Raw genomic sequence first — 13,228 nt, forward strand, 5'->3', positions numbered from 1 at the left:
TTTTTGCCAGCATTTTATCCAATTGCCCGGTTTCTTCGCCAACGACCAGCATCGAGATGACCATTTTGGGAAATAATCCGCTTTGTCTTAGCGGTTCGGACAATAGCTTGCCCCGCTCCAGACCGGATTTCGCATCGCCCAATACGCGCACAATGACCCGGTTGCCGACGACCTTTTTGGCGATATCGAGCGCCTGCAGCACTTGCACGCCGCCGCTGAACAGCGACGCCATCGTTCTGGCCATCCGGGCGATCGCCGCTTTTTTGATAATGGGACCGAATACCGGCAGCCGCAGTTTGAGCCTGTCAAGCGCCAATTTGCCCTCTTCGTTTTGCAGGATCATGCGAACTACCGCGACCGCACCGCCCGCGGCGAGCAAAAACATCCACCAATATTGGACCACCGCGCCGCTTGCTCCCATCACCAACCGGGTTATAAACGGCAATTCCGCGCCCTGTTCCTGAAACATACCCGCGAATGTCGGCACGATTTTGATCAGGAGAAAAATGACAACCGCGATCGCCAGGATCAGCACGATGATCGGATAGGTCATGGCCGATTTGATTTTCTGGATTGTCTTGTGCTCTTTCTCGTAATGATCCGCCATGCGCTCCAGCACATCGTCAAGGTTGCCGCCGGTTTCGCCGGACTGCACCATATTGACGAACATTTCCGGAAAAATGCGGGGATGCGCAACCATTGCTTGCGACAACTGGTGTCCGCTGCGAACCTGATCGGCTACGTCTCCGATAGCCGCTTTCAGCCTTTTCGCGGTTGTCTGCTCCTCCATAATGTCCAGACCCTGGTCAATCTGAATGCCCGCTTTGATGAGCGTGGCGAACTGCCGGCAAAAAATAACGAAATCGTCCAACTTGACGGCGCGCCCGATGATGATTTCGTTATCCAGCACGCCGGTTTTTTTCTCCGCCACACTGCGGACGGCCAGTCCCTTCCCGACCAATTCGTTGATCGCCTGCTGCTTGCTGCTTGCGCGCAACGTGCCGGAAACTTTTTTCCCGTTGGCATAAACGGCGTCATAACGGAATTGCGGCATCACTTCACCCCCTTACTCATCATCGGAGACCGCTTTCAACACTTCTTCCACACTTGTTTTGCCGGCGAGCGCTTTTTGCAGCCCATCCTGCATCATCGTTTGGAAGCCCGCCTTTTTGGCATGGGCCGTCAGCTCGTCGACAGGCAAATTTTGCGCAATCAAACGCCGCAGCGTTTCGTCAATGACCAGCACCTCATGCAGCGCAATTCGGCCTTTATATCCGGTTTTATTGCAATGGCTGCAGCCCCGCGTGCGTTTGACGAATAGCTGCGTTTCAGCCATCGTTCGCACTTGGCCCGCGCTTTCGCCATCGGACTCCCGCTTGAGCAGGCCGTAAGCCGCGAACAACCGGCGCTCGTCCTCTCCCGCTTCCACGGTATGGCAGCATTCCGGGCACAACCTCCTAACCAGCCGCTGGGCAACGACACAGTTTAGAGACGATGCGATCAAATACGAATCGATGCCCATATCGATCAAACGGGAAATCGTGCTGACCGCGCTGTTGGTGTGAATCGTGCTTAACACAAGGTGCCCGGTCAGCGAGGCGCGCACGGCGATTTCCGCCGTTTCCGTATCGCGCATTTCCCCGACCATGACAATGTTCGGGTCCTGCCGCAAAATGGAACGCAAGCCTGATGAAAACGTCAGCCCGACCTGCGCATGCACCTGCACCTGCGTGATCCCGTCCAGCCGATACTCCACCGGGTCCTCGATCGTGATGATTTTGACTTCTTTGTCGTTCAGTTCATGCAATGCCGAATACAACGTGGATGTTTTCCCGCTGCCGGTCGGACCGCTGATCAAAATAATGCCGTTCGGCTTGCGGATCATTTTTGCAAACTTATGGAAGTTGGTTTCGCTCAGCCCGAGATCGCTTATTTTCTTGATGCCGGATGATTGGTCGAGCAGTCTCAGGACGATGCTCTCGCCATGGACCGACGGCAATGTCGAGACGCGGATATCGATCTTTCTGCCGTCGATTTGCATCTGGATGCGCCCGTCCTGCGGAAGCCTTCGTTCCGCGATATTCAATTTGGCGATGATTTTTAACCGCGCCGTCAGCACGCCTTGCATATTTTTGGACAATGTTTTTTCCGTTTGCAGCACGCCGTCGATGCGGTAGCGAATCAGGATCTGCTTTTCCTGCGGATCGAAGTGAATATCACTTGCCCGCTGCTGCACCGCCGCCTGAATGATTTGGTTGACCAGCTTCACAATCGGCGATGATTGGTTCTGCGCTTCTTCTTCGGCATCGGAGTATTCGATGCCGTCCATATCCTCCATGACTTCCTCGACCGATTCTTGCATGCCGTAATGCTTCATGATCCCTTGTTCGATCTCGCTGCGGGTAGCGATTGTCGGCTGCACGCTCATACCGGTGGCAAGCCGGATCTCTTCAATGGCTTCGTAGTTAAGCGGATCGGCCATGGCAACAACCAGCTTGCCGTTTCGGCGTTTGATCGGAATGACGCAATGCTTTTTGGCCAGCGCCTCCGTGATCGATTGCACGGCGCCCAAATCCATAACCGTCTCAAAAAGATTAACGGCGGGAAATCCCAATTGGAATTCCAGCACCTCCACGAGCTGCCGTTCCGTCAAATAGCCCAGTTCGATCAAAATCTCGCCCAGCTTTTTCTTGGAAGAAACTTGCAATTTGAGCGCTTCGTCCAATTGCAGTTCCGTAATGAGCCCGTGCATGATCAACAACTCGCCAAGTCTCATCGCCTAGCCCTCCCGGATATGCCTTGATGTTGCCGAACCGTTTACTTTCCAACTCCGCTTGCCGCCATTTTGCGCTCCTCATCGGAGGGCGCGCGGGCGATTACCGCCGGATGCGGCGCATAAAAATCTTTGGCGATTACTTTTTGTTCGCCGTTTATTTTGCCGGCCACCTTAATCAGAACGCCGTCTTTGCCCGCCTCCCGTTTGACCGTCCCGCCTGCCGGTAGCGCAAAATCGACAAGATTGATCTGTTCCGCGGGAAACGTTTCCTGGGTAATCGCAATGGTCGGCGTCTGCCATTCGGCGTTTTCCGGCGCGAGCAATTCCACCGCGAGTTTGTCTCCTTCCGCGCCGACGCGGCATGTCACCGCAAATGAGTAAGGATTGAAAAGGGCCAAATCTTTGCCCGCCGCGACATCCACATCAAAACCCGGCGCAAGCCCTTCCGGCAGATCGCGGTGAATGTGCCTTTCCCCCACGGCGAAGCCTGCGCGGATAGCTGCTTCGTAAAAGACGGAAGCAACCGTATCATCCGCTGTCAGTTTATTTGCTTGCCAAAATTTAGCGAAGGAGAACATGCCGTTTGCGGAAATCTGCAGGTTATCCAACGATGTTGCGTTTTTCCGTACGCTGTCGGCAACGGCTTGCAGCGAGACAGCGCGAGCCATGACTCTGCCTTCCCGGACGGACGCATGGCTGCCGCCTTTCGCGGCGGTGTCGCCTTTGGCGGCGTTATCTGCGGCAGTGTCGCCATTGGCGGTATTTTCCGCGGCAGTGTTGCCTTTCGCGACGTTATCTGCGGCAGTGTTGCCTTTCGCGGCGTTTTCTGCGTTTTCTGCGGCGTTACCGGCATTTTTCCCCGGCGCTTGCGGCTCAGGTTTTGCTTGTCCGGCATCCTCGCTTCCTGTTCGTGGTATGTATTGCTGCCAATACGCGGCGATTTCCTCCATTTGCGCAGGCTTCCAGATCGCGAGCGCCGCAATCGCCAAGGCCGCCAAACCGAGGATCAACGTTGCCCGCAAACCGCTTCTTGATTTGCCTCTTCTTGATCTCATCATTTCACCCCGTCCACACACCAGATCGTGAAAAGCTGCCGGCAAATTCGACAACCCTTTGCTTTGCCTGACAAAATCGCTGCTATTTTGCGGCGTATTCCTATAAAATCACAAATTTTCATCCTTTGATATCATGCAGGCGCATTAAGCCGAAAGTTCCGGTACTTTTGGGTAAGCTTATCCGCTCAAAAAAAAAAATCCGCGATCAGTTCGCGAATGTTCCAATGCTAACGCAATTTGGGTCCCATGCGCCGGGCCTAACCCCGCCGCCTTTAGGTTAGGCGTCCAGGCGACGCTAACGGTCGCAGCAGAGGCTATTTGCCGAATAAAGTCTGAGTAAAAAATTTAACGGTCGCAGTGGACGCTATTAGCCGTTTATATGCCCGAATCTCAGGAAAAATGCGCGAATAGGCGCACTCACGTCCGTTAAAATCAAAAAGTGGGCAATTTGAGCTAAATAAGCGCACTCGCGGCCGTTATAAGTTGCAAGCAGGTAAACCGACCGGGTTTCCGTTGGCAACAGTTATAGGCTGCAAGCCGGCAAATCGGCCGGGTTACCGTCGGCAAGCATTATGCGGCATTAGATAACGCCAAAAATTTTTAGCAAAAACGATGCTTTGGAGTTGACGTGCATCTTTAAGTTGATTTTGCCGATAACAGTTCTCACGGTATTTTCACTGATATGCAACGCTTTGCCGATTTGCCTGTAATCATAATCCAACGCCCAGTAAGTGGCGATTTCTTTTTCTCTTGGGGTCAAGTCCAATTCGTCAATGCGCTGCTCCAACAGTTTGTCGACATACATCGGATTTCCCATCGAACCACCCCCCTTAGTGGTGCATAAAAAATTTATTTCGCGTTTATGCGCAATCAAGCGGTAATTTTCATTATATTCCGACAACATGAAATGGAAATCAGACTAAATTCCCAATTATTTACGCCTATGGTAATGTCTTTTTGTATGATTCCTCATCTTTATGTAGAAATCAGTGATCGATAAACCTGTGTTAGCTACAGTACAAAAGAACTAAGCGGCAACCGGCAAAGCCGGCGGGTTTCTGTCAACGGCTGAAAGCCGACTGTTCAGGCTACAGCCTGCGATTAGCAATCTGCGGCTAAAGCCACCTAAAGCTTGCCGACGCAAACTCTACCGTAACCATCCGCATTACCACGGTCGGTTTACCGGCTTGCGGACCTTAAAAGGTCGTGGTAGCTCAGATCTAACGGACATGGTAGTGGGCTTTCAGTTCTAACGGACGTGACAGAGGCTATTTTGGGTTTTACGCCCGGTTTTCAATTTTAACGGACGTAGGAGAGCTTATTCTGGCATTTTTCCGGATATTCGGGCTTTGAAACGGCAAATAGCCGCTGTGGCGTCCGTTAAAATTTCAAAGTAGCCTTTTTTCGGCAAATAGCCTCTGCTACGTCCGTTAGCGCTGTGCAGGAAGGGGAGCCCACGTTTTGGCATAGCGCAGCGAGTCGGTTTGCCGGCTTGCAACTTTTAACGGTCATAGGAGAGCTTATTTTGCGCAAAAAGCCAGCCTTTTGATTCTAACGGTCGTGGGAGAGCTTATTCTGGCATTTTTCCGGATATTCGGGCTTTGAAACGGCGAATAGCCGCTGTGGCGTCCGTTAAAATTTCAAAGTAGCCTTTTTTCGGCAAATAGCCTCTGCTACGTCCATTAGCGCTGTGCAGGAAGGGGAGCCCACGTTTTGGCATTGCCAAAGGAAGCGATCCGCCTGTTTTTGCGATGGGGTGGGTGTGCGTGCAGGAAGGTGATCGCCTGTTTTTGCGATGGGCGGGGGGAGCATGCAGGAAAGTTGATCGCCCGTTTTTGTGCTGGGCGGGAGAGCGGCAAAGGAACGCGGCAAGAAAAAAGAGGCGCCGACAAGTTCAGAGAACTTATGCGGAGCCTCTTTTAGAAAAATGCTAAACTTTACGTGTCACAAATGTGCGAACACTAGAGTAACAAAGGGTTATAGCCCCTATTACATCATGCCGCCCATGTCAGGCATAGCCGGTGCGGCTTTTTCCTTTTCCGGAATGTCGGCGACAACCGATTCCGTGGTGAGGAACATGGCTGCAACGGAAGCGGCGTTCTGCAACGCGGAGCGGGTTACTTTCGCCGGGTCGACGATACCGGCGGAGATCATGTTCACCCATTCGCCGGTTGCGGCGTTGTATCCGACTCCTGCGCTTTCGCCTTTCAGGCGTTCAACCACAACGGAGCCTTCTACGCCGGCATTTGCGGCGATAATGCGAACCGGTTCTTCCAGTGCGCGCAGCACGATGTTGACGCCGGTTTTTTCGTCGCCGCTTGCGTTAACGGCTTGCACAGCTTTCGAAACATTCACGAGCGCCGTGCCGCCGCCGGATACGATGCCTTCCTCCACAGCGGCGCGCGTGGAGTTTAACGCGTCCTCGATGCGCAATTTGCGCTCTTTCATTTCGGTTTCGGTTGCTGCGCCGACTTTGATGACGGCTACGCCGCCGGACAGTTTCGCCAGGCGCTCTTGCAGCTTTTCGCGGTCGAAATCGGAAGTGGTTTCTTCCAGTTGCGCTTTGATTTGGTTGATGCGAGCGCCGATGTCTTTCTTGTCGCCAGCGCCGTCGACGATGATCGTGTTTTCTTTCGTCACACGGACCAGACGCGCGCTACCCAGTTGATCCAGCGTAGCGGATTTCAGGTCAAGGCCAAGCTCTTCCGTAATGACTTGCCCGCCGGTCAGAGCGGCGATATCGCCAAGCATTGCCTTGCGGCGGTCGCCGAAGCCGGGTGCTTTGACGGATACGCAAGTAAATGTGCCGCGCAGTTTATTGACGACGAGGGTTGCTTGCGCTTCGCCTTCAACATCTTCCGCGATGATCAACAGCTGTTTGCCGGATTGTACGACTTTCTCAAGAATCGGCAAAATTTCCTGAATGTTCGAGATCTTTTTATCGGTAATCAGGATGTACGGATTTTCCAGAACCGCTTCCATCTTGTCCGTATCGGTAACCATGTAGGCCGAAGTGTAGCCACGGTCGAATTGCATCCCTTCGACAACTTCCAGCTCGGTGACGATCCCTTTGGACTCTTCCACGGTTACAACGCCGTCGTTGCCAACCTTATCCATTGCGTCGGCGATCAGTTGGCCCAACTCTTCGTCGCCGGAAGAAATGGCCGCAACTTGCGCAATCGACTGTTTGCCTTCAATCGGCTTCGCGATTTTTTTCAATTCTTCCACGGCTGCGTTTACCGCTTTTTCAATGCCTTTGCGGATCACCATCGGGTTTGCGCCGGATGTTACGTTTTTCAAACCTTCGCGAATCATCGCTTGCGCAAGCACGGTCGCGGTAGTTGTACCGTCTCCGGCGACATCGTTTGTTTTCGTCGCTACTTCTTTAACGAGCTGCGCGCCCATGTTTTCAAACGGATCCTGCAGTTCGATTTCTTTCGCAATTGTCACGCCATCATTTGTAATGAGCGGGCTGCCGAATTTTTTCTCCAGCACCACATTGCGGCCTTTCGGGCCAAGGGTCACTTTGACGGCATTCGCCAGTGCGTCTACACCGCGAAGCATGGCGCGGCGAGCATCTTCACTGAACAAAATTTGCTTAGCCATTGTCGTACCTCCTTAAATTTCACTTTCCAGGTTAGGTATTGGGTTGTTTTGCTTATGCCAGTACGGCCAATATATCGCTCTCGCGCATGATGAGCAATTCGCGGCCTTCATATTTCACTTCGGTTCCCGCGTATTTGGAGAATAGCACGCGGTCTCCTTCTTTTACTTCCAGAGGAACGCGCACACCGTCCTTCAACGTTCCGCTGCCGACGGCAATTACTTTGCCTTCTTGCGGCTTTTCCTTGGCGGTGTCGGGAAGAACGATCCCGCTAGCAGTCGTTTCTTCTTTGGCAACAGCTTCGATGACTACGCGATCGCCCAACGGTTTAATCATGTGAATTTGCCTCCTTCAACTCACTATTTTCTTTTGTTAGCACTCAACCTTGGTTAGTGCTAACAACACTTCTAATAATACTGATTTGCCTATGCATTTTCAAGAGGGGAACCGCAAAATTCTCAAAAAAAATCGCGCTTTCCATAAGCGCGTTATCAGTATATCCGATTGCGGCAAAATAGATACCACTAACTTATTCTTCTTCCGCATCGGAGCTGCGCACTGGGCCGCATATCGGGTTACGCATCGGGCCGCACTTCGAGCCACGCGCAGAGCTTCCGCATCGGGCCCAGCATCGAGCTTCAAATCGGACCACGCATCGGACCCCCGCCCTAAGCTGCGCGTCGAGTCCCTGCATCAGTCCAGCGTCGAGTCCTACATCAGGCCGCATATCGGGCCACGCGTATAGAGCTTCCGCATCGAGCCCGGCATTGGCCCGCCATAAGGCCGCCCGTCGGGGTTACGCATCTGTCTCCGCGTCGGGCTCCGCATCTTCATCCGCATCGGTTTCCCGCTCGCGCGCCAAATCCTCCGCCAATTGTTTGCGGTATATGATGCGAGACAGCCAAACGCTGAATTCATAGAGCAAAATCAAGGGGATCGTGACAAGGACGGCGGAAACGAGATCCGGCGGCGTGATAATCGCTCCGACGATCAGCAGAATCAAGTAAGCATAACGGCGCAACCGTCCCAGCCGCTTTGGATTGAGCAGCCGCAATCGCGTCAGAAACATGACGATGATTGGCATTTCAAAAAGCAGCGAAATCGGAAAAATGATATTGAACATAAAGGAAAAATATTGTGTGATCCCGTACGTTTCGCGCAGGCCAAGTTTGGTCGACATGACCCGGGTAAAATACATCGCCATCGGAAAAACAACAAAGTAGGCAAAACAAAACCCGATGACAAACAGCAGGATGCCCGCCGGAATATATCGGAGCGTCGCTTGTTGTTCCACTTTGCGCAAGCCCGGCTTGATAAACGCCCACAGTTGGTACAAAGTAAACGGCAAAGTGACGACGATGCCGATTGCGAAGGCAAACTGCATGTAGATGCGCACCGCGTCCCAGGGGGAAAACACATTCCATTGCAAGTCCGGTATCGGAGCGGCCTTCTGCAAATAACGGATAACCGGATCGGCAAACGCCATACCGGCAATCGTGACGACGGAAAACACAATAAGGACCCAGATGATCCGCTTGCGCAGTTCACCCAGGTGCTCAAAAAACGTCATGTTGCGGTTCTGCAAAGTTCGTTCACCAGCTTGTTTCAATTTGGGGGCATTGGGCGCGGCTTAGTCCGGCAGTCTTTCGTGATCTTTGGCGGCATCGCCGACGGTCTTGCCAGCGGTCTCGCCGCTTCCCGCCTCAATCCGGTCGACGCTGATTTCTTTCCGGGGATTTTGGCGCGGTTCCTCATCGTCCATAATGTCTTTTGCGCCCTTCTTGAACTCCCGCAGCGTTTTGCCAAGCGCTTTGCCCAATTCCGGAAGCTTATTGGGGCCGAACAGCAAAAGCGCCACGATGACAATCAGCAAAAAAGTCGCAGGCCCGATATTGCTCAGCATGTTTTTCCCTCCTCCTATATGTTTCTACATGCTCTCTGCCCGGATCGCGGCCAAAGCCGCAGGCAACAAATCCAGTATAGCTTCAAAATTCTCATGCACGCCCTTGGGATCTCCCGGCAAATTGATTATCAGCGTGCGCCCGCGAATTCCGGAAATGCCGCGAAACAGCATGGCCAGACGCGTTTTTAGCGCCACGCCATAGCGCATCGCTTCGGATAGCCCGCGAACTTCCCGCTCGATTACGCGCATCGTCGCCTCGGGAACCACATCGTGCGATCCCATTCCGGATCCGCCGCATGTGAAGATCAGATCCGGTTGAAAATACTCCGTCACTTCGATTAAAGCCGCCATGATCTCTTCGGTATTTCCGGGTATAATCCGATAATCGACAATTTCACCATGAATCTCTTCCTCGACCAACTCGCGAATCACTTGCGCGCTCGTATCTTCCAGCTCCGCTTGAACGCCGCTACTCGTCACGGTCAATATCGCCGCTCTCCACTGCATGACGATCTCCCTCCTCTTGTTTGGGGCGAAAAATCATCTCATTTTCCGTAATGATCAAATCAACAGGCACATCATGCGCTTCATTTGGTAAATGTTCAACGATTTGCAATGAGTAAGCCAGCGCGAGACACATCGGCAGTGAGCCATGGCGCTGTCTGTAGGAAGCCAGAAAACGATCATAGAAGCCGCCGCCGTAACCAAGGCGATGCCCGGCCCGGTCAAAAGCGACTCCCGGCACCAATATAAGGTCGATCGGCTCATTTTCGGATAAAATCGGCTTGTCCGCTGGCGGCTCGAGCATCCCCCAATTCCCGACAACCAGTTCGTGAAGATTTTGTATTACAACCGGCTCCATGCGGCGTGCGGGCTTGTCCACTCTGGGCGCCGCGATGCGGCAGCCGAACTCAAAGCAAGCCGCGATCAGCGGTTTCACGTCAACTTCTTGCCGGAACGGAATATACGTAAAAACGGTGAGCGAATCGCGCTCCTTGCGACGAGCATGGCGCGCCACCCAATGCCGCGCCGTTTCGCAGATTGCGGCGGATTTTGCCGAAGCTTCGAATGGAGACAGTTGCGAACGAAGTTCTTTCATCCTTGCTCTCAACTCTTGCTTTGCCATCGCTGATTGTTTCTCCAACGTCATACCCGCCCATCAAGCCAGACAACATGTAAATGGTTGCTACTATTGTAGCACATCCAGTGGGATATCAGCCACTACCGCATGATGATCCGACGCTTCAGTTTTGATGACAACCGCTTTATAGCCCCAGGCCGGCCGATTGACAAAAATATGGTCAATTTCTTTGCCGTTTGCAAGCGTGGCTGTTTTGCGTTTGGGTGCAATCCGCTGCCAATGCGAATCAAGGCGCCGAAACAGCGGGTGATCAAATTCCATGTTGAAATCGCCAAGCAGAATCGCCGGATCATCTCCGGCCGTTCGCAGCGCTTTGCACAATCGCCGAAATTGTCCGCGCCGCTCATCATCGGATACGGATAAATGAGTGTTGAAAATGTGAATGTTTCGCCCGCGGCAGACGATTTGCGCATGCAGGGCGGTGCGATTCTCGCTTAGTCCCGGGAAGACATAAACTTTTCTCTTGCGCAGCGGCCAAACCGACAGCGTGGCATTGCCATATCGCCCGATGCCCAAACGCAGACTGGTGGCAAAACACCAGTGCATGCGCAGCTTTTTCCCCAACTTCCTTACCTGATCGACAAATTGGCTGCGAACGTTGTAACGGTCCACTTCTTGCAGCGCCACCACCTGCGCGCCGCTTTCTCCGATCACATCCGCAATGCGGTTGATGTCCACTTTGCCGTCCAATCCGCCGCCGTGATGCATATTGAAGGTCATAACTTTAAGCTTTTCCCACTCCATTATCTCACCCGCCCAAGCAACGATTAATTCAGTATACCCGCCAGTTGCCCGATTGGCATGGGCGAATAAAAAACCGCCCGGCAAAAAATTTGCCGAACGGCACTTTGGGGCAAACCCGAAAAAGCGTTCAGTTCCTTTTGTAATCGGACGATTGTCTTTTGATCAGTTGAAATAAAACGGTGATTTTGACCGGTACCGGGTATCTGTCCTGCAAGTAATCAACCAGCGTTTTGGCGGCGATATGCCCGATTTCGAATTTCGGGATGTGTATTGTCGACAGGGGCGGCGAGGTGTACTGGGAAAAATCGATGTTATCGATGCCGATAAATGCGATATCCTCCGGAATTTTCAGTCCCGCTTCGAGGACGGCGCGCATGGCGGAAATCGCCATCATATCGCTTGCCGCAAACATGGCGGTAGGAAGTTTGGAACCTGCGGCAAGCACCTGTTTCATCATCTGATAGCTTTTGTCCACGTCCCAGTCTGCGTTGAGCACCCAGGATTCATTGATTTTCAGCCCGGCATCCCGCATGGCTTCCGTATAGCCGCGAAAGCGCTTTTCCCTGTTGATCGTTCCGGCAAGCCCGAATCCGCCAATATATCCAATATCCTTATGCCCCTGTTCGATTAAATGCATGACGGCTAATTTAGCCGCCATGATGCGATCATAAGAGACCCGGGGCACGTTCGGATCGGAAATATCGATGCCCACAATATGCTTGACATATTTTTTAATGTATTCATATGTGTCGGGATCGATGCCCTCTACCAGGATCATGCCGTCAATCGGATTTTCGTGGATCACCTTATGCAGAATAGCGGGATCTTTGATATCTTCTCCCGATTGGATGTAAGAAAGAAAATATCCTTCTTCCGCCAGTCCCTTTTCGATTCCCTCCAAAATATGCGAAAAATAAGGATGGTTATACTTATTCTGCGGGGCTGCCACAATGCATCCGATTTTTTTGGAAGAAGGACTTTTGCCCTTGCTGCCTTTTACAAGCTGCTTGGCCAGTTTGTTAGGCTGATATCCGAGCTCGGAAACGGCCTCCCAAATCTTTTTTCTGGTTTCCGAATTGACAGATCGACTTGTGTCGCCATTGATCACCCGCGACACGGTCGAAATCGATACGCCAACGTATTCCGCGACATCCTTTAATTTAGCCACTTCATTTTACTCCTTCAAGGATTTCATTTGCGTAAAATTTGCGCCAAATTTATCATAACCTTGCGCTGCAAACTCTGTCAATCAGTTGCCAGCCCGCTTTCGCATGGCAAGGGCCGGAGATAAAATTGCGGGCCCTTGGGCACCTCGCAGCCTTATTGCGCCTCGTAAATTTCAATTTCCGCGATCCAGATAATATTCGGGTTGGGATAATTCAACGGTCCCTTTCCGGAATTTTGCCAAATCCGGATGTCATCCGCCTGTACGGGATTTTCCAGCTTGATGCTGGAAAGTTCCTTATTCCCTTCAGGCTCCGCAACTTTCTGCACGGTTACCCACTCGCCGTTTTTCTTAACCTGGATTTCGCACTCCTGGGAGGTCATATATTGGCCGTTGTCCAACGCCCAATAAATATCTACACGGCCGATATTCGCCTGTTTCGGAAGCTTGATTTCCGCCCAATGGTTATCTCCGATCAGCCCGCTCGCCCAGGCAATTTCGTCCCACGTCAGAGTGGGCTCGTTTCGGTATCCGTCATTCAGCGGCGTTTTCGTATAATTGGGGAATGTACTGTCCACCTCGACGACAGCCCCGTTGGAAGCCAACGCCAAATTGTTGGGATCCGTGCTGGGATCCGGCTTATCGCCATATGCGGACATCTCTTTTCCGATTTTCGCGCCTCTTTCGGTTTGCGGACGTATATCGTAAACAAAAACCTGATCGAGCATTTTGTTCGATACATACGGAATAAAGCCGAATTCCCATGCTCTGTCATAAACCCTTTGCAACAAAGCTTTGTCGGAACTATCGGCATAATCGAGCACAAACACCGGCATATCG

At 52.4% G+C, this 13,228-nt stretch carries 13 protein-coding genes; all 13 read right to left on the reverse strand.

Features of this window, described 5'->3' with window-relative positions; genetic code table 11:
- Positions 1-1,054: type II secretion system F family protein (locus VF260_02305; GenBank protein HEX7056017.1), on the reverse strand; the 1,054-nt coding region annotated here is incomplete at its 3' end.
- Between the two features lie 12 nt (positions 1,055-1,066).
- A complete protein-coding gene (locus tag VF260_02310) occupies positions 1,067-2,776 on the reverse strand; it encodes an ATPase, T2SS/T4P/T4SS family (GenBank protein ID HEX7056018.1) in 1,710 nt (569 codons plus the stop codon).
- Between the two features lie 41 nt (positions 2,777-2,817).
- Positions 2,818-3,834 (reverse strand): hypothetical protein, encoded by a 1,017-nt coding sequence (locus tag VF260_02315; GenBank protein HEX7056019.1) that lies wholly within the window; start codon positions 3,832-3,834, stop codon positions 2,818-2,820.
- Between the two features lie 577 nt (positions 3,835-4,411).
- On the reverse strand, positions 4,412-4,648 hold the full coding sequence (locus VF260_02320; GenBank protein ID HEX7056020.1) for a helix-turn-helix transcriptional regulator: 237 nt from the start codon (positions 4,646-4,648) through the stop codon (positions 4,412-4,414).
- Between the two features lie 1,172 nt (positions 4,649-5,820).
- Positions 5,821-7,437: a chaperonin GroEL gene (groL, locus tag VF260_02325; protein HEX7056021.1), complete on the reverse strand. Its 1,617-nt coding sequence runs from the start codon at positions 7,435-7,437 to the stop codon at positions 5,821-5,823.
- Between the two features lie 52 nt (positions 7,438-7,489).
- Positions 7,490-7,771: a co-chaperone GroES gene (groES, locus tag VF260_02330; GenBank protein HEX7056022.1), complete on the reverse strand. Its 282-nt coding sequence runs from the start codon at positions 7,769-7,771 to the stop codon at positions 7,490-7,492.
- Positions 7,772-8,231: 460 nt separating this feature from the next.
- Positions 8,232-9,005, reverse strand: coding sequence for a twin-arginine translocase subunit TatC (gene tatC / locus VF260_02335; GenBank protein ID HEX7056023.1), 774 nt, complete (start codon positions 9,003-9,005; stop codon positions 8,232-8,234).
- 60 nt (positions 9,006-9,065) lie between these two features.
- A complete protein-coding gene (locus VF260_02340) occupies positions 9,066-9,338 on the reverse strand; it encodes a twin-arginine translocase TatA/TatE family subunit (protein ID HEX7056024.1) in 273 nt (90 codons plus the stop codon).
- A 24-nt stretch (positions 9,339-9,362) separates the two neighbouring features.
- Positions 9,363-9,845, reverse strand: a complete 483-nt coding sequence (locus tag VF260_02345; GenBank protein HEX7056025.1) for a MogA/MoaB family molybdenum cofactor biosynthesis protein — start codon at positions 9,843-9,845, stop codon at positions 9,363-9,365.
- Positions 9,808-10,482, reverse strand: a complete 675-nt coding sequence (locus VF260_02350) for a 5-formyltetrahydrofolate cyclo-ligase (GenBank protein ID HEX7056026.1) — start codon at positions 10,480-10,482, stop codon at positions 9,808-9,810. Before VF260_02350 ends, VF260_02345 begins: the two co-directional genes overlap by 38 nt.
- A gap of 45 nt (positions 10,483-10,527) precedes the next feature.
- Complete coding sequence (locus VF260_02355) at positions 10,528-11,223, reverse strand: endonuclease/exonuclease/phosphatase family protein (protein HEX7056027.1); 696 nt, start codon at positions 11,221-11,223, stop codon at positions 10,528-10,530.
- A 127-nt stretch (positions 11,224-11,350) separates the two neighbouring features.
- Complete coding sequence (locus VF260_02360; GenBank protein ID HEX7056028.1) at positions 11,351-12,391, reverse strand: LacI family DNA-binding transcriptional regulator; 1,041 nt, start codon at positions 12,389-12,391, stop codon at positions 11,351-11,353.
- Positions 12,392-12,543: 152 nt separating this feature from the next.
- A partial coding sequence (locus VF260_02365; GenBank protein HEX7056029.1) for a discoidin domain-containing protein occupies positions 12,544-13,228 on the reverse strand: 685 nt, incomplete at its 5' end.

The sequence above is a fragment of the Bacilli bacterium genome (assembly GCA_036381315.1).
In the GTDB taxonomy this organism is placed as follows: domain Bacteria; phylum Bacillota; class Bacilli; order Paenibacillales; family KCTC-25726; genus DASVDB01.